This window comes from Sedimenticola hydrogenitrophicus, from assembly GCF_029017505.1.
Classification (GTDB): domain Bacteria; phylum Pseudomonadota; class Gammaproteobacteria; order Chromatiales; family Chromatiaceae; genus Sedimenticola; species Sedimenticola hydrogenitrophicus_A.
On record NZ_JAQGEI010000032.1, the window covers coordinates 20,482 to 35,694 of the forward strand.

A 15,213-nucleotide genomic window follows, 5' to 3' on the forward strand; every position below is an offset into this window, starting at 1 on the left:
CTTCTCCATGCTTAATTGGCGACAATGTTGACCAGTTTGTTGGGCACCACGATGACTTTGCGGATCTGTGCATCACCGATGAACTTGCGGGCGTTGGGGTCCGCCAGGGCCTGCTGTTCGATGCTGCCCCGGTCGGTGTCGGCGGGTACCTCGATCTTGGCCCGCACCTTGCCGTTCACCTGCACCACGTACTGGATGCTCTCCTGCACCAGGGCCGCCTCGTCGGCGCGCGGCCAGGGCGAGTCGAGGAGCTCCTCGCCAAAGCCCAGTTCGCGCCACAGGTGGTGGGTGACGTGGGGGGCGATCGGACCGAGCAGGCGCAGCACGATGCTGATGCCTTCGCGCAACAGGGCGCTGTCGGCCGGGCTGTCGCCCAGCTTGTACAGCGTGTTGGTGATCTTCATGGCGGCCGAGACCACGGTGTTGAACTGTTGCCGGTCATAGTCGAAGCAGGCCTGTTTCAGGGCTGCATGGATCTCGCGTCGCGCCGTCTTCTGGTTGTCGTCCAGCCGGTCCAGGTCGTCGCCGGCCGCGGCGAGCCGCGCCTGCTGATTGTAGGCCAGCGCCCAGAGGCGGCGCAGGAAGCGGTTGGCGCCCTCGACACCCTCGTCGGACCACTCCAGGGACTGGTCCGGCGGAGAGGTGAACATGGTGTAGAGGCGCACGGTGTCGGCGCCGAAGCGGTCGACCAGGGACTGCGGGTCGACGCCGTTGTTCTTCGATTTCGACATCTTCTCGATGCCGCCGATCGCCACCGGCTGGCCGTCCGCGGCCAGGCTGGCGCTGATCACCCGGCCCTTGTCATCCTGCTCGGTGACCACTTCCGCGGGATTGAACCAGCTCTTGCCGCCGTCGCTGTCGTCCCGGTAGTAGGTCTCGGCCACCACCATGCCCTGGGTCAGCAGCTTGGTGAAGGGTTCGCTGTTGTCGATCAGGCCGACATCGCGCATCAGCTTGTTGTAGAAGCGGGCGTAGAGCAGATGCAGGATGGCGTGCTCGATACCGCCGATATAGTGATCCACCGGCAACCAGTAGCGCGCCCGCTCATCCAGCATGCGGTCATCGGCGTCCGGACAGGTGTAACGGGCGTAGTACCAGGAGGACTCCATGAAGGTGTCGAAGGTGTCGGTCTCGCGCTCGGCCGCGCCGCCGCAATTCGGGCACCGGGTCTGATACCACTCCGGCATCTTCTTGATCGGCGAGCCGCCGGTGGCATCGAATTCGATATCCTCCGGCAATACCACCGGCAGTTGCTCCTTGGGTACCGGCACGATGCCGCAGTGATCGCAGTGCACCATCGGGATCGGCGCGCCCCAGTAGCGCTGGCGCGACACGCCCCAGTCACGCAGCCGGTACTGCACCTGTTTTTCGCCCAGCCCCTTGGCATCGAGGTCGGCGGCGATGGCGTCCACCGCGTCACTGTAGGCCAGCCCGTCATACTTGCCGGAATTGACGCAGACGCCCCGCGCCTTGTCCGCGTACCACTCCTGCCAGGCGTCGTTGGAGAAGGTCTCACCCTCAACCTGGATCACCTGACGGATCTCCAGTCCATAGGTCTGGGCAAAGTGGAAGTCGCGCTCGTCGTGGGCCGGTACCGCCATCACCGCGCCCTCGCCATAACCCCACAGCACGTAGTTGCCGACCCACACCGGGATCGGCTCGCCGCTGAGGGGGTGGGTCACCGAGATACCTGTCGGCACGCCCTTCTTCTCCATGGTGGCGAGATCGGCCTCGGCCACGCCGCCCTGGCGGCACTCCTCGATGAAGGCGGCCAGCTCGGGATTGTTGCGCGCGGCATGCCGGGCCAGCGGGTGCTCCGCCGCCACGGCGCAGAAGGTGATGCCCATGATGGTGTCGACACGGGTGGTGTAGACCCACAGCAGTTCGTCCTGGCCGTCCAGGGTGTAGGGGAAGGCGAAGCGCACGCCGTAGCTCTTGCCGATCCAGTTGCGCTGCATGGTGCGCACCTGCTCCGGCCAATCCTCCATGCGCTCCAGCTCCTCCAGCAGCTCATCCGCGTAGGCGGTGATCTTGACGAACCACTGTGGGATTTCGCGCCGTTCCACCAGGGCGCCGGAGCGCCAGCCGCGGCCGTCGATCACCTGCTCGTTGGCCAGCACCGTCTGATCCACCGGGTCCCAGTTGACCACCGAGTTCTTGCGGTAGACCAGCCCCTTCTTGTACAGCTCGGTGAACAGCCACTGCTCCCACTTGTAGTACTCCGGCTTGCAGGTGGCCAGTTCCCGGCTCCAGTCGTAGCCGAAGCCCAGCTGCTGCAGCTGGTTCTTCATGTAGTCGATATTGGCGTAGGTCCACTTGGCCGGGGCCATCCTGTTCTTGATCGCGGCGCCCTCGGCGGGCAGGCCGAAGGCGTCCCAGCCCATCGGTTGCAGCACGTTCTTCCCCAGCATGCGCTGATAGCGGGTGATCACATCCCCGATGGTGTAGTTGCGCACGTGCCCCATGTGCAGCTTGCCGCTGGGGTAGGGGAACATGGAGAGGCAGTAGTACTTCTCTTTCGAGGGGTCTTCGGTGACCTGGAAGCTGCGCTTCTCGGTCCAGTATTGCTGGGCTTCCGCCTCGATGGATGCCGGGGTGTAAGTCTCTTTCATTGTCAGGGTGGGGTTGCCGGTTGATGCCATGGATTAAACGAGCAAGGATACCCTACGGCAGGGTAGACATGAAGGCATATTGTCGATTCGGGTGACCGGAAGTGGCGCTTTCTCCAGGCTTGATCCGGAAAATGAGCGATAGCGAGGGAAAACCGCCCGGGCATCTTGTGTTCTGGTGAACTTGGTGTACAAAGTAATTAATTCTACTTTGTCAGGTTCTAGTGCTGTGCGGATAGCTTCCGGATGAAAGGATTCCAAGACACGCCGTAAACCCATCCCTGGGGGCTCGGTGGCGGCATGGCATCCTCGGCTCCGTAAACGGTACATCCCTGTACCAATCCTCCTCCCACCCGAAAGCCGTGAGGAAGTCGATCCGATAAAGTAGAATTAAGGGTGTGTATTTGATCCAATTTGGCAAACAGAGGTTAGGGATCGGTTATGACCAATAATAAAGACCAGAAAGATCCGGTTGAGCGCATGGTGGATGCCTACGAGCGCATGCTGGAGTATGTGGACGATGTGATCGGCAAGGCGGAGAAGAGCACCTTGCCCACCCTGAAGAAGAGTCTCGATGCCGCCCGCGAGAAGGCGGTGGAGCTGAATGAGCTGACCCGGGAGGAGGCGGAGAAGATCGCCGCCTATGTCGAGCGTGACATGAAGGATGCAGCCCATTACCTGGTGGAGACCGGGGATGAGTTCCGGCAGTGGTTCCGTTTCGACGTGAAACTGATCGAGGGACGCCTGATGGAGATGTTTGCCTCGGTTGCCGACCGCACCCGACTGGAGCTGGAGCGCTTCGCCAACCAGGCGCGTGAGGAGGCCGTCTATCGGACCGGCGAGATCACTGGGCCGGGCACCCTGGTGTGTGACCAGTGTGGCAAGGAGCTGCACTTCCACAAGGCGGGGCATATCCCGCCCTGCTCCCAGTGTCGCGGCACCACCTATCGGCGCGGCACGGAGAGTAGCTGAGGGCGTACAGGCCGGTGGCTGTAGCCTGGATGAAGCCGCTACACTATATCGAGGGGTCGGAGTCAAACCGCCCCAGGCTCTTTGCAAAAGTTACCCCGCTACCAGCGGTTTGACACCGACCCCGGGTGAGAACACCGACCCCGGGTGAGAGCATGGTCGCCGTGGCACGGCTCCATCCGGGGATAAAAAAACCCGCCGGCAGGGGCGGGTTTTTTGATGCGGGCGGAGGCCGATTATTTAATCTTGGCTTCCTTGTACATCACATGCTTGCGGATTTTCGGATCGAACTTCTTGATCTCCATCTTGCCAGGCATGTTGCGCTTGTTCTTGGTGGTGGTGTAGAAGTGGCCGGTACCGGCGCTGGATACGAGTCTGATTTTATCACGCATGACTGTTCTCCTTAGACCTTTTCGCCGCGGGCGCGCAGGTCGGTCAGAACCGCGTCGATACCCTTCTTGTCAATGATGCGCATGCCGCTTGCGGAGACGCGCAGGCGAACCCAGCGGTTCTCGCTCTCCACCCAGAAGCGGTGCTGGTGAAGATTGGGCAAGAAGCGACGACGGGTCTTGTTGTGGGCGTGGGAAACATTGTTCCCTGTCACAGGACGCTTGCCCGTAACCTGACACACTCTGGACATGGTTAAATCCTCGAAAAACCTGGTTTTTGCGACCCCGATTTTCAGGGTGCTGTGAAATCTGTTACACCCCCGATGGGGTGAAGAGGCGGATTTATAGCAAAAAGATTTTTTGCTGACAAGTTTTTCTTTACAGGCGTTTTTGCCTGCCGTCCGGGGCAATCTTTCCCTCGGCACTAATATCCATATAAAAATCAACGCGTTGTAATGCGATCGTCAGATTTCACCCTGCTCGGCCAGGGAGGTGATTTCACCGCTGCCGATGATGAAGTGATCCAGCAGGCGGATATCCACCAGCTCCAGCGCCGCCTTCAGCCGGCGGGTGATCGCCCGGTCGGCCTGACTCGGCTCCGCTACCCCGGAGGGGTGGTTATGCGCCAGGATCAGGGCCGCCGCATTGTGGCTCAGGGAGCGGCGGACCACTTCGCGGGGATGCACGCTGGCGCCGTCGATGGTGCCCCGGAACAGCTCCTCGTATTCGATCACCCGGTGCCGGTTGTCCAGAAACAGGCAGGCAAACACCTCGTAGGGATAGCCGGCGAGGCGGGCGCGCAGATAATCGCGGGTCTGTTGCGGGCTGGTCAGCACGTCCACGCGCTGGATCCGCTCCCGCAGGTGACGCCGACCCATCTCCAGTACCGCCTGTAGCTGGGCGTATTTGGCACTGCCCAGGCCGTGGTTGCCGCAGAAGCTGGCGCGGTCGGCGGTGAGCAGATTGCCCAGTCCCTTGTGCCGGTCGAGCAGTTCACGCGCCAGATCCACCGCGCTCTTGCCGCGCACCCCGGTGCGCAGGAAGATCGCCAGCAGCTCGGCGTCGGAGAGGGCGTCCGGCCCCCGTTGCAGCAATTTCTCCCGGGGTCGTTCATCCGCCGGCCAGTCGGTTATCGCCATGCACACCTCCTTGTCGTGTCAGGCGATAAAATCATATCAGCAATACGATGCGGGTTCCAGATGGTCGTCCATTCGGTTAATCTTGGCGCTTCGACCTGGTTGAGACAGATGACCCCTTATGAATGAGCTGGCAGGAAAACGACTGTTACTGGGGATTACCGGTGGCATAGCGGCCTACAAGTCGATTGAGCTGGTGCGCCTGTTGCGCAAATCCGCCGCCGAGGTGCAGGTGGTGCTGACCGGGGCCGCCAGTCAGTTCGTCACTCCCATGACCCTGCAGGCGGTCTCCGGCCGGCCGGTCCGTCAGGACCTGTTCGACCCGGCACACGAGGCGGCCATGGGGCATATCGAGCTGGCGCGCTGGGCCGATCTGGTGCTGGTGGCACCGGCCAGCGCCGGTTTCATGGCCAGGCTGGCCAACGGCTTTGCCGATAACCTGCTCGCCACGCTCTGCCTGGCCACCACCGCGCCGATCATCCTGGCGCCGGCAATGAATCAGCAGATGTGGGCCAACCCCGCCACCCGGCACAATGTCGCGCTGCTGGAACAGCGGGGCGTCGAGTTGTGGGGGCCGGCCTCGGGCGATCAGGCGTGCGGCGAGATCGGCCCCGGGCGGATGCTGGAACCGGAGGCGCTGCTGGGACAGCTGCAGGGCCGTTTTGCTCCGGGCCCCCTGTCGGGAGTGCGGGTGCTGTTGACCGCCGGCCCGACCCGCGAGCCGCTGGATCCGGTCCGATTTATCGGCAACCGCAGCTCGGGTAAGATGGGCTTCGCCCTGGCGACGGCCTTCGCCGGGGCCGGCGCCGCGGTTGAGCTGGTTGCCGGTCCCGTATCGCTCGACACGCCGCCCGGGGTGGAGCGCATCGACGTGGAGACCGCCTGTGAAATGGAGCAGGCGGTGATGTCCCGGGTGACCGGTTGTGACATCTTCGTCGGTTGCGCCGCCGTGGCGGACTACCGTCCCGATGCGGTGGCCGCACAGAAGATCAAGAAGCACAATGACCGGATGGAGCTCCGGCTGGTGCGCAATCCCGACATTCTGGCCGGCGTGGCGGCCCGGACCGATGCACCCTTCACGGTCGGCTTTGCCGCCGAGACCCAGGCCGCCGAGGATCACGCCGAGAAGAAACGGATCGCCAAGCGCATCGACATGATCGCGGCCAATCTGGTGGGTGCCCGGGAGGGGGGGTTCGAGCGGGATGAAAATGCCCTCACCCTGCTCTGGGAGGGCGGTCGGGAAGCGTTGCCCATGATGGACAAGCGGCGGCTGGCGGAACAGCTGGTCTCCGTGGTGACCGAACACTACCTGGCTGCCCGCCATCCGGCGTCGTGACCGGAGCGGGCTAATTGCAGTCAACTGACAAAGCCAACTCGTAATAGAGACTATGAAAACAGACATTCAGCTAAAAATCCTCGATCATCGCCTGGGTGACGCCTTTCCGCTGCCGGCCTATGCCACCGAGGGGTCGGCCGGTATGGATCTGCGCGCCATGCTGGAGCAGCCGCTGCGCATCGCGCCGGGCGAGACCCACCTGATCCCCACGGGCATGGCCATCCATGTCGAGGATCCCCGGCTGGCGGCGGTGATCCTGCCGCGTTCGGGTCTGGGTCATAAACACGGCATTGTGCTGGGCAATCTGGTGGGGCTGATCGACTCCGACTATCAGGGGCAGCTTTTTGTCTCCTGCTGGAACCGCGGCAACGAAAGTTTTCTGATCGAGGTGGGCGAGCGTATCGCCCAGCTGGTGATTATTCCGGTGGTCAGGGCCGCCTTCGAGATCGTCGAGGAGTTCCGGGAGTCGGACCGGGGCAGTGGCGGATTCGGTCACTCCGGGAGGCATTGAGATCAAGCGGGGTGCTGCCAGCGGGTGGTGCGGTCGTGTGGGCCTGCGCCGGGGAGCTTCAGGGATGTGGGTATGCTAAAACGAAAAAAAGCTGATCCGGATGGGGATGACGCGAGCGATAGGACCACCGTGGTGGCGGGTGTCGGCAGCGCCAGTCGTTATTTCTATGTCACCCTGTTGCTGTCGCTGGCGATAATTTGCGCCGCGGCGCTGGCCATTGTCTTTCTGCAGGGGCAGCAGGAGCAGCAGCATGGCCTGGCCCAGCTGCAACGGATCGGCGCCGGCATTACCGGGCGGATCGCGGAACGGGTGGAGGGGCGGCGCACCCTGTTGCTCGCGCTGGCCGGCGATGCCGATCTCAGGGCGCCGTTGCTGAGCGAGGATCTGCCCGGTCTGCGCCGGCAGGAGCGCCGGCTGTTGCCGCTGCTGCCGGGTGCCCTGCGGGTGCGCCTGCTGCCGAAAGGTTGGGAAGCGCTGGATCCGGTCGCCAATCCGCCCTTCAGTTACGCCTCGCTGGACATACTGCGCAGCGCGGAACGCAGCGGCAAGCCCTCGCCGGCCGAGGTGCATCTGTTTGGTACGGCGCAACAGCACGTGGCGATGGCCGTTCCGGTCTTTTCGGCGGATGGGGCGGAGGTCCTTGGTGTGCTGCACGTGGCTTATCCCTCCGCGGTGTTGACCCGGACCCTCACGGGCCTGACCGGTGTGAGTGGCCGGGTTGAACTGCAACAGATGGTCAAGGGTACCCCCGTGGTGATCGCCGCCCTGGGTCCGCCGGCGGAGCAGATGGCGGGCACAGTGGAGATCCCTGGAACCATCTGGCGTGTCGGTTATGCCGCCCCGGCCGTGGCGTTCGGGGGGGACACCCAGCTCTTCCAGTTGGGCATACTGCTGGTCGCCACGGTGCTGATCGCCATCGTGCTCTGGCTCCAGTCGCGCCACTTCAGGCAGGCGCTGCGCCATGACCTGGAATCGATGTTTGCCCTGGTAGAGACCCTCAAGAGCGGCTCGGCGGGGCAGGTCAGTCCGCCCCGGCTGGAGGAGTTCGGGCATGTGTTCGGCCTGATCCGGCAGATCTGGCATCAGGCGGCAAGAAAACCGCTGCCGGCCGAAGCGGGGTCGGCCGAGACGCCGGACGCACCCCCCATGCCCGAAGTGGATCTGTTGGACGCGGCGCCGGATGGGCCGGTTTCCGCCTATGCCGGGCTGGAGTCGCTGCCGCAGGAGATTTTCCGTGCCTATGATATCCGCGGCGTGGTGGGGGATACCCTGACCGACCAGATCGTCTATGAGTTGGGCCGCGCCATCGGCAGCGAGGCCTATGAACAGGGGGAACAGACGGTCATCGTGGCCCGCGACGGGCGGCACTCCGGGCCTGCATTCAGCCGGGCGCTGTGTGACGGACTGATGGCCAGTGGACGGGATGTGCTGGATATCGGCATGGTGCCGACACCGGTGCTCTATTTCGCCACCCACTTTCTCGGCAGCAAGTCCGGGGTGATGATTACCGGCAGCCACAACCCCGCGGACTATAACGGTCTGAAGATCGTCATCAACGGCGCGGCGCTGTCCGGTGAGGCGATCACCGGGCTGGAGCGGCGCATCCAGCAGCAGGATTATCTGGAGGGACAAGGTTCACTGCATACCCAGGACCTGCTGCCCGACTATATGGAGCGGATACTGGGCGATGTGCAGTTGAGTCGTCCGCTCAGGCTGGTGGTGGATTGCGGCAACGGGGTTGCCGGTGTGGTGGCGCCGGCCCTGTTCCAGGCGCTCGGCTGTGATGTGGCGGCGCTCTACTGTAATGTGGATGGCGACTTCCCCAATCACCACCCGGATCCCGGCAAACCGGAGAATCTGGTCGATCTGATCCGCGCCGTGCGCGAGCACAAGGCCGATCTGGGCGTGGCCTTCGATGGTGACGGCGACCGCCTGGGGGTGGTTGACGGCAACGGCAAGATCATCTGGCCGGATCGCCTGCTGATGCTGCTGGCGCGGGATGTGCTGAGCCGCCAGCCCGGGGCCGACGTGATTTATGATGTGAAGTCGAGCCGCCACCTGGCGGATGAGATCCTCTCCTGCGGCGGCAGGCCCATCATGTGGAAGACGGGGCATTCGCTGATCAAGGCGAAGATGCGCGAGACCGGCGCCCTGCTGGCGGGGGAGATGAGCGGGCATATCTTTATCCAGGATCGCTGGTACGGATTTGACGATGGGTTATACTCCTGCGCCAGATTGCTGGAACTGCTCTCCGTCGAGCCGATGTCGGCGACCGAGGTGTTCGACAGCCTGCCCGAGAGCGTCTCGACTCCGGAGCTGAGCCTGGCGTTTGCGCGGGAAGGGGAGAATTTTGCGCTGATGGAGAAACTGTCCGGCCAGGCCGATTTCGCGGATGCCAAGGTGGTGTATATCGATGGCTTGCGGGTCGAGTTCGAGGATGGCTGGGGATTGGTCCGGCCCTCCAATACCACGCCGTCGCTGGTGTTTCGTTTCGAGGCGGATAGCGAGGCGGCGCTGCTACGGATTCAGCAGCAGTTCCAGCACTGGCTGTTGCGCGTCGAACCCGGATTGAAACTCCCTTTTTAGCGGCAGGATGCCGGTGAGCTTGCGAACCGCGACGTTCGCGGGTCATTGGGTTGATGCGCCGGTTGTTGATGGTCGGTGCGGTTGATCGACCTATTTGTGATTTGATTGTGAGACGGAATGCAGCATGAGTTTAACCCCCGAATCGGCCCATAACGTGGCCCATGTACTGACCGAGGCGCTGCCCTATATCCAGCGCTTTCGCGGCAAGACCGTGGTGATCAAATACGGCGGAAACGCCATGACAGAGCCCGATCTCAAGGACGGTTTTGCCCGTGATGTGGTGCTGATGAAACTGGTGGGCATCAACCCGGTGGTGGTGCACGGCGGCGGTCCGCAGATCGGCAAGCTGCTGGGCCGGCTCGGCAAGGAGAGCGAGTTCGTCCAGGGTATGCGGGTCACCGACAGCGAGACCATGGACGTGGTGGAGATGGTGCTGGGCGGTCAGGTCAACAAGGAGATCGTCAACCTGCTGAATCAGCACGGCGGCTCGGCCGTCGGCCTCACCGGCAAGGACGGCGGGCTGATTCATGCGCGCAAGCTGGTGCTCAAGCGGACCTCACCGGAACTGCAAGCCCCGGAGATTATCGATGTCGGGCATGTGGGCGAGGTGGCCAGCATCAACAAGGCGGTGGTGGACATGCTGGTGAGCGGGAATTTTATCCCGGTGATCGCGCCCATCGGCGTGGGTGACGATGGCCACTCCTACAACATCAACGCCGACCTGGTGGCTGGCAAGATGGCGGAAGTGCTGCAGGCGGAAAAGCTGATCCTGCTCACCAATACCCAGGGGCTGCTGGACAAGCAGGGCAACCTGCTGACCGGACTGACCGCCGGCCGGGTGGACGACCTGATCGCGGATGGCACCATCTACGGCGGCATGCTGCCGAAGATCCGCTGTGCCCTGGACGCGGTCAATGCCGGGGTCAACTCCTCGGTGATCGTGGACGGCCGGGTGAAGCACGCGGTGCTGCTCGAACTGTTCACCGATCAGGGCATCGGCACCCTGATCAAGCGTCGCTGAGTCGGGCCGGATGAATCAGAAACCATCCCGCAAGCAGCAGATCCTGGAATCCCTGGCGAGCGAACTGGAGCGCAATCCGGGAGAGCGCATCACCACGGCGGTGCTGGCGCGCTCGGTCGGTGTCTCCGAGGCGGCCCTGTATCGGCATTTCGCCAGCAAGGCGAAGATGTTCGAGGGGCTGATCGGCTTTGCCGAGGAGTCGGTGTTCGCACGTATCAACCAGATCCTCGAGGGCGAGAAGGAGACGCGTGCCCGCTGTGCCCGGCTGCTCTACCTGCTGTTGGTCTTTTCCGAGCGCAATCCGGGCATCACCCGGGTACTGCTGGGGGATGCGCTGATCGGTGAGACCGGGCGGCTGCATCTGCGGGTGGAGCAGTTCTTTGCCCGCCTGGAGACCCAGTTGCGCCAGGTGCTGCGCGAGTCGCGGATGCGCGACGGGCATGTCTGCGTGGACGCCGAGAGCGGCGCGGCGCTGATGTTGTCGCTGATCGAGGGGCGCATGCACCAGTTCCTGCGCACCCGCTTCAAGGTCTCGCCGGCGGCCGGCTGGGAAGCCCAGTGGGCGATCCTGGAGCGCGCGCTGTTTCAGCCGGCAGGTTGAATCCGCCAGTTTCGTAGGGCGAGGTTGGCGGCGAGCAGTTCCGTAGGGTGGATAAGCCGGTAGGCGCATCCACCATTTTCAAGGCCGCTCCCGGTTGTCCGGCTTATCGTCGCAGGGGCAGGCTCCTGCGCCTGCCTATTCCCCGGGCAACCACGGGGGGTTGCCCCCGCCAATCCCTGGTCTCCGCGTAACCCATCATGCATCCGCTTCAAAGTTGGTAGAGTGGGCGCGTTTTCTGTGCCCACGCTGTCATCCCGTGTGCAGCATCCGCGTGGGCACAAAAAGCGTGCCCACCCTACGCGCTAACCCTACCCTTTTGCATCCTACATGCTGAACTGGTTTTGCAGGGTCGGGAAGCGACAGCGCATCCACCTGGATAACCGCTTCAGTTCGCGGATTGAGCGCGGTTGGAACCAGCCAGGTAGTCACGAAAGCCGGTACGGATCTTCTCCACCGGTTCGGATCTGCAGTACTCGTCGCCGCGCGGCGAGGATTTGCACTGCAGGTCCATGAACAGCTCCGCACCCGGCCGGTCCTTGTAGCGGATGCGCGATGCGGTGAGGCTGATATCCTCGTCCTTCAGCGGCGCGGCGGACATGATGATGCTGTCGCTGAGCATCTGCAGGCGGGTGGTGGTATGTTGGCGCACGTACTCCTCCACCTTGATCCAGGCCAGGTCGCAGTCCCGCGCATCCCGGCACACCACCACCGTATCCAGTAGCGAGACGGTCCTCTCCTGGTCGAATCGCGGGTCGGTATTCTCTTCTTGCAGATTCCTCAGGCTGCGGAAGCGGGCCAGATCCTTGGCCGCCTTGTTGCGTATGGCCTCTTTCTCCTGCTCCTTCTGGATGATTGCGGTGTAGCTGTCGCGCAGCTGAGTGCGGGTGTTTTCGATATCCTGGATCAGATTCTCCGAGAGCCGTTGCCCCTGCCGTTCCATCGAGGCCGCGCTCTCCTGCATCTCCGCCAAGTGGTCTTTCATGCGCCGGATGTTGCCGCGGATCACCTGGATATTGGAGTCGATGGCCGTCAGTTTGCCGTTGCGCGCCATGAGCAGGTCATCTTCCGTACGGAAGGTCCGCAACAGCACCTGATCCTTGGCCTGCTGCAGCTCGATCAGCCGCTGCTGTTCCGCGCGCAGCTTTTCCAGCTCCCGCTCCCGGGCGATCTCCTCCGCGGTCTTGGCCGCCTGGGTGCGTTCCAGTTCGCGGCCGCTCTCGCTCAGCTCGGAGCGGGCGCTACGCGCGTGCTCGGTGGGTACCCGGTCGGAGAGGTGGACGTTGCCCTCCTCGTCCACCCAGCGATAGATCTTGCCCGCCGTGACCTGGGTGGCGAGGAGGCAGGCGGCGAGTATTCCGAAGGACAGTCTGTATGCTCTACTCATAGGGCTCGGGGATCAGGTGCTCGGTCTGCGGTGTTTTCGGTATTGCTCACTATCGGGCAGAAAGCGGGTGATGTAAAGCCACCCCCGTCACACCCCGTACTGCTCGCGATAAGCGCGGATCTGCTGCAGAGACTCACCGGCATCCGCTTTCTCCGCCAGGTACTCCACCAGGTGCTCCAGCCGGACGATGGCGGCCACCGGCATCCGGTAGTCAGCTTCGACCTCCTGGATGGCCGAGCGTTCCCCGGTTCCCCGCTCCTGGCGGTCGAGTGCGATCACCACGCCGGCCGGGGTGGCGCCCTGGGCGCTGATGACCTCCATCGACTCGCGGATGGCGGTGCCGGCGGTGATCACGTCATCGATAATCAGGATGCGCCCCTCCAGGGGGTGGCCGACGATGCTGCCGCCCTCGCCGTGGTCCTTGGCCTCCTTCCGGTTGAAGGCGTAGGGGATGTCGATCCCGTGCTGGTCATAGAGCGCGGCGGCGGTCACGGCCGCCAGGGGGATGCCCTTGTAGGCCGGGCCGTAGAGCACGTCGAAGCGGATGCCGGAGTCGACGATCGCCTGGGCGTAGAACTTGCCCAGCCGGGCCAGGCTGGAGCCGCTGTTGAACAGGCCGGCGTTGAAGAAGTAGGGGCTGACGCGGCCTGACTTGAGGGTGAAGCGGCCGAAACGCAACACTCCCACGTCGAGGGCGAAATCGAGGAAATCTTTTTGATAACTTTGCATGTCTGACTCCAGATACGGGATGCCAGATTGTCCGTTCCCGGCGGCCGCGATGCAAGGGTAGGTACTCTGCCAGGGTGATATTGACGTATTCAGTTGGCCTGTCCGCGTTCCTGGCAAGGCGCGGCTCGCGGCGAATGGCCCGGTCCTTTGCAAGAGCCGCAACACGGCCAGGGGCGCGGACAGGCCAACCCGAAGGGCGCCCCTGTGGTGTCCCGCCGCCGCGTTGCGTCGTTTGACAAGGACCGGGCCATTGCCTGCACGACGCGCCTTGCGGCGAAATACCACAGGGGCGCTGAACTAGTCAATATCACCCTGGCAGAGTACTGGGGGAAAGGGCAGCGTTATCGGGTACAATCGCGCCCTGATATCTATTCCAGGGGCGGGGTGTTCCAAGCTATGGCGACAGGGGAGAGCAGGGACTGGGCGGCTACATTGCGGGCATGTCGGCACCCGCGGGTGCTGGTCATGCTGTTTTTCGGCTTTTCCGCCGGTCTCCCGTTGCTGCTGATCTTCTCCACCCTGTCGCTGTGGTTGCGCGAGGCGGCGGTCGACCGCTCCACCGTCACCTATTTCAGCTGGGCCGCGCTGGCTTACTCGTTCAAGTTCGTCTGGGCGCCGCTGGTGGATCGGCTACCGCTGCCGTTGCTGACCGCCTGGCTGGGACGGCGGCGTGGCTGGCTGTTGTTGTCACAGCTCTCGGTCATTGGCGCCATTCTCTGGATGGCGTTCACCGATCCGGCGGAGAGTCTGTACCTGATGGCGTTCGCCGCCGTGCTGCTCGGCTTCTCCGGGGCCACCCAGGATATCGTCATCGACGCCTATCGCATCGAATCGGCGGAACAGGAGCTGCAGGCGCTGATGGCCTCCATGTACATCGCCGGTTACCGGGTGGGTATGCTGGTGGCCGGTGCCGGCTCGCTCAAGCTGGCGGCCTGGTTTGGCGCCGAGGGGGGCTATTACTACAGCGCCTGGCAGTGGACCTACCTCTGCATGGCGGCGGTCATGTGCGTCGGGGTGCTCACCACCCTGCTGGTGGCGGAACCGAAGGTCGATCCGGCGCGCCCCGGTGTGTTCCATGGCGCCTCCGACTATGTCCGCTTTCTGCTGCTGTTCCTGCTGGCGGTGGCGGTCTTTGCCGCCAGCTTCTTCCTCAGCAGGGATCTGGTCGGCGCGACCAAGGCCGACTGGCTGGCCGCCCTGCCGGGGGATGCGCTGCTGGCCGGTTTCGTGCTGGAGGGGGCGCGCCTGCTGCTGGCGCTGCTGCTGGCCTGGCTGGCCGCCCGGCTGGGGGTGGCCCTGGGGCTGGTGCGCGGCGAGGTGCTGCGCGAGGCCTACCTGGAGCCGCTGGCCGACTTTTTCCGCCGCTACCGCCGGGCCGCGCTGCTGGTGTTGTTGCTGGTCGGCCTCTACCGGGTGTCGGATATCGTGCTCGGGGTCATCGCCAATGTGTTTTTTCAGGATATGGGCTTCAGCAAAGACCAGATAGCCGACATTAGCAAGACCTTCGGCCTGGTGATGACCCTACTGGGCGGCTTCCTGGGCGGAGTGCTGACCCTGCGCTACGGCGTGATGCGCATCCTGTTTCTCGGCGCATTGCTCTCCGCCGCCACCAACCTGCTGTTTCTGCTGCTGGCCCGCGGGGGCGCGGATGTGTCGCTGCTGATGCTGGTCATCACCGCCGACAATCTGAGTGCCGGGCTGGCCGGCGCCGCTTTCGTGGCCTACCTGTCCGGGTTGACCCATGTCGCCTTCACCGCCTTCCAGTACGCGATGTTCAGCTCCCTGATGACCCTGGCGCCGAAACTGCTCGGTGGCTACTCGGGTACCCTGGTGGATGCCTTCGGTTACGAACGCTTCTTCCTGTTCACTGCGGTGCTGGGTCTGCCGGTACTGCTGTTGATCTATCTGGCCAGCCGTTTTAGCGACGCCGAATGAGGAGATC

13 protein-coding genes are annotated in these 15,213 nt (G+C 63.6%); 7 read left to right on the top strand and 6 right to left on the bottom strand.

The window, feature by feature from the left end; genetic code table 11:
- Nucleotides 1-11: 11 nt before the first annotated feature.
- Complete coding sequence (gene leuS, locus O9K64_RS17750) at nucleotides 12-2,612, bottom strand: leucine--tRNA ligase (protein ID WP_275099448.1); 2,601 nt, start codon at nucleotides 2,610-2,612, stop codon at nucleotides 12-14.
- Nucleotides 2,613-3,050: 438 nt separating this feature from the next.
- Between leuS and O9K64_RS17755 the strand changes: the two genes are divergently transcribed.
- Nucleotides 3,051-3,581, top strand: coding sequence for a zinc ribbon-containing protein (locus O9K64_RS17755; RefSeq protein WP_275099449.1), 531 nt, complete (start codon nucleotides 3,051-3,053; stop codon nucleotides 3,579-3,581).
- Between the two features lie 233 nt (nucleotides 3,582-3,814).
- On the opposite strand, the gene rpmG is transcribed toward O9K64_RS17755, so the two are convergent.
- From rpmG to radC, 3 genes are all read right to left on the bottom strand, one after another.
- Nucleotides 3,815-3,970, bottom strand: a complete 156-nt coding sequence (gene rpmG, locus O9K64_RS17760) for a 50S ribosomal protein L33 (RefSeq protein ID WP_029133651.1) — start codon at nucleotides 3,968-3,970, stop codon at nucleotides 3,815-3,817.
- An 11-nt stretch (nucleotides 3,971-3,981) separates the two neighbouring features.
- Complete coding sequence (gene rpmB / locus O9K64_RS17765; RefSeq protein WP_260294133.1) at nucleotides 3,982-4,218, bottom strand: 50S ribosomal protein L28; 237 nt, start codon at nucleotides 4,216-4,218, stop codon at nucleotides 3,982-3,984.
- 213 nt (nucleotides 4,219-4,431) lie between these two features.
- On the bottom strand, nucleotides 4,432-5,106 hold the full coding sequence (radC, locus tag O9K64_RS17770) for a RadC family protein (RefSeq protein ID WP_275099450.1): 675 nt from the start codon (nucleotides 5,104-5,106) through the stop codon (nucleotides 4,432-4,434).
- A gap of 118 nt (nucleotides 5,107-5,224) precedes the next feature.
- Here radC and coaBC point away from each other — a divergent pair, with 118 nt between their 5' ends.
- From coaBC to slmA, 5 genes are all read left to right on the top strand, one after another.
- The gene (coaBC, locus tag O9K64_RS17775) at nucleotides 5,225-6,439 is read left to right on the top strand and encodes a bifunctional phosphopantothenoylcysteine decarboxylase/phosphopantothenate--cysteine ligase CoaBC (protein WP_275099451.1); all 1,215 of its coding nucleotides are present in this window, start codon (nucleotides 5,225-5,227) and stop codon (nucleotides 6,437-6,439) included.
- A gap of 52 nt (nucleotides 6,440-6,491) precedes the next feature.
- The gene (gene dut, locus O9K64_RS17780) at nucleotides 6,492-6,950 is read left to right on the top strand and encodes a dUTP diphosphatase (RefSeq protein ID WP_260294075.1); all 459 of its coding nucleotides are present in this window, start codon (nucleotides 6,492-6,494) and stop codon (nucleotides 6,948-6,950) included.
- Between the two features lie 72 nt (nucleotides 6,951-7,022).
- On the top strand, nucleotides 7,023-9,536 hold the full coding sequence (locus tag O9K64_RS17785; RefSeq protein ID WP_275099452.1) for a phosphomannomutase/phosphoglucomutase: 2,514 nt from the start codon (nucleotides 7,023-7,025) through the stop codon (nucleotides 9,534-9,536).
- 124 nt (nucleotides 9,537-9,660) lie between these two features.
- Entirely contained in the window at nucleotides 9,661-10,557 is an 897-nt protein-coding gene (gene argB / locus O9K64_RS17790; RefSeq protein ID WP_275099453.1) for an acetylglutamate kinase, read from the top strand.
- 10 nt (nucleotides 10,558-10,567) lie between these two features.
- Nucleotides 10,568-11,158: a nucleoid occlusion factor SlmA gene (gene slmA, locus O9K64_RS17795; RefSeq protein WP_275099454.1), complete on the top strand. Its 591-nt coding sequence runs from the start codon at nucleotides 10,568-10,570 to the stop codon at nucleotides 11,156-11,158.
- 385 nt (nucleotides 11,159-11,543) lie between these two features.
- Here the strand turns inward: slmA and O9K64_RS17800 are convergent, their stop codons facing one another.
- Both O9K64_RS17800 and pyrE read right to left on the bottom strand, forming a co-directional pair.
- Nucleotides 11,544-12,542 (bottom strand): DUF4124 domain-containing protein, encoded by a 999-nt coding sequence (locus tag O9K64_RS17800; RefSeq protein ID WP_275099455.1) that lies wholly within the window; start codon nucleotides 12,540-12,542, stop codon nucleotides 11,544-11,546.
- A gap of 87 nt (nucleotides 12,543-12,629) precedes the next feature.
- Complete coding sequence (pyrE, locus tag O9K64_RS17805; protein WP_275099456.1) at nucleotides 12,630-13,271, bottom strand: orotate phosphoribosyltransferase; 642 nt, start codon at nucleotides 13,269-13,271, stop codon at nucleotides 12,630-12,632.
- A 396-nt stretch (nucleotides 13,272-13,667) separates the two neighbouring features.
- Here pyrE and O9K64_RS17810 point away from each other — a divergent pair, with 396 nt between their 5' ends.
- Nucleotides 13,668-15,206, top strand: a complete 1,539-nt coding sequence (locus O9K64_RS17810) for an AmpG family muropeptide MFS transporter (RefSeq protein WP_275099457.1) — start codon at nucleotides 13,668-13,670, stop codon at nucleotides 15,204-15,206.
- Nucleotides 15,207-15,213: the final 7 nt, after the last annotated feature.

What these genes read in the sequence shown, in the direction of transcription:
- O9K64_RS17810 (WP_275099457.1), top strand. Translation starts at nt 13,668, where the DNA reads ATGGCGACAGGGGAGAGCAGGGACTGGGCGGCTACATTGCGGGCATGT.
- rpmB (WP_260294133.1), bottom strand. Translation starts at nt 4,218, where the DNA reads ATGTCCAGAGTGTGTCAGGTTACGGGCAAGCGTCCTGTGACAGGGAAC.
- O9K64_RS17755 (WP_275099449.1), top strand. Translation starts at nt 3,051, where the DNA reads ATGACCAATAATAAAGACCAGAAAGATCCGGTTGAGCGCATGGTGGAT.
- dut (WP_260294075.1), top strand. Translation starts at nt 6,492, where the DNA reads ATGAAAACAGACATTCAGCTAAAAATCCTCGATCATCGCCTGGGTGAC.
- O9K64_RS17785 (WP_275099452.1), top strand. Translation starts at nt 7,023, where the DNA reads ATGCTAAAACGAAAAAAAGCTGATCCGGATGGGGATGACGCGAGCGAT.
- O9K64_RS17800 (WP_275099455.1), bottom strand. Translation starts at nt 12,542, where the DNA reads ATGAGTAGAGCATACAGACTGTCCTTCGGAATACTCGCCGCCTGCCTC.
- radC (WP_275099450.1), bottom strand. Translation starts at nt 5,106, where the DNA reads ATGGCGATAACCGACTGGCCGGCGGATGAACGACCCCGGGAGAAATTG.
- slmA (WP_275099454.1), top strand. Translation starts at nt 10,568, where the DNA reads ATGAATCAGAAACCATCCCGCAAGCAGCAGATCCTGGAATCCCTGGCG.
- pyrE (WP_275099456.1), bottom strand. Translation starts at nt 13,271, where the DNA reads ATGCAAAGTTATCAAAAAGATTTCCTCGATTTCGCCCTCGACGTGGGA.
- argB (WP_275099453.1), top strand. Translation starts at nt 9,661, where the DNA reads ATGAGTTTAACCCCCGAATCGGCCCATAACGTGGCCCATGTACTGACC.
- coaBC (WP_275099451.1), top strand. Translation starts at nt 5,225, where the DNA reads ATGAATGAGCTGGCAGGAAAACGACTGTTACTGGGGATTACCGGTGGC.
- rpmG (WP_029133651.1), bottom strand. Translation starts at nt 3,970, where the DNA reads ATGCGTGATAAAATCAGACTCGTATCCAGCGCCGGTACCGGCCACTTC.
- leuS (WP_275099448.1), bottom strand. Translation starts at nt 2,612, where the DNA reads ATGAAAGAGACTTACACCCCGGCATCCATCGAGGCGGAAGCCCAGCAA.